1 protein-coding gene is annotated in these 604 nt (G+C 45.4%); it reads right to left on the bottom strand.

Features of this window, described 5'->3' with window-relative positions; all coding sequences use genetic code 11:
* Nucleotides 1–148: 148 nt before the first annotated feature.
* Nucleotides 149–538 (bottom strand): DUF3135 domain-containing protein, encoded by a 390-nt coding sequence (locus A3766_RS06115; protein ID WP_068510366.1) that lies wholly within the window; start codon nt 536–538, stop codon nt 149–151.
* Nucleotides 539–604: the final 66 nt, after the last annotated feature.

Genomic DNA, 604 nt, shown 5'->3' with positions numbered 1-604 from the left:
GAGTTTGCTGATAAGGTAATGGCTAAGTTGGAAGAATTGCTATAAACCAGCAAAGAAATTAAAAAAGGGGAGCCATAGCGGTTCCCCTTTTTTGTTCTTGTAGGCAGAGCCTTCCACGGCTCGCTGACGGGGTAGCACGGGGCAGGCTCTACTTGGGAAACAACTCAACAATCTCCGCACTTTCCGCAGGCTTGCTGCTTTGCTCCTGTAAATACTTTCGTGGGTTTGCCAATGCCAGTTGTAGTTCCACAAACGAATCATGCATCATTTCTGAAAGTCTCATACAGGACGATAATGGGCTTCTGGCACCTTGCCTGGCCATATTTATCCTGAACTGCACTCCTTTCAAACGGCGCTGAAGTTCAATAGGTGCTTGCTCGATTGCTTGTTGATAGAGCTCTTCACGGTAACGCTCAAATGCTTCTGGCTTGTTCGAAGCTAAGTATCTTAGTTTATCAAAATCGATCGGGACGATACGAGAGTCCTGATTACCTAAGTGAGAAGACTCCGCTTCTTTAAAGTTTGATCCATCGTGCACGGTAACGACCTCTTACTGTTACAAAGTGTTAGCGATATTTTATCGGTGCGATCAAAAACTGTACAG

This window comes from Oleiphilus sp. HI0132, assembly GCF_001635845.1.
The sequence above is the reverse complement of the archived record's forward strand: the minus strand, read 5'-3'. Positions and strand labels throughout refer to the sequence as shown.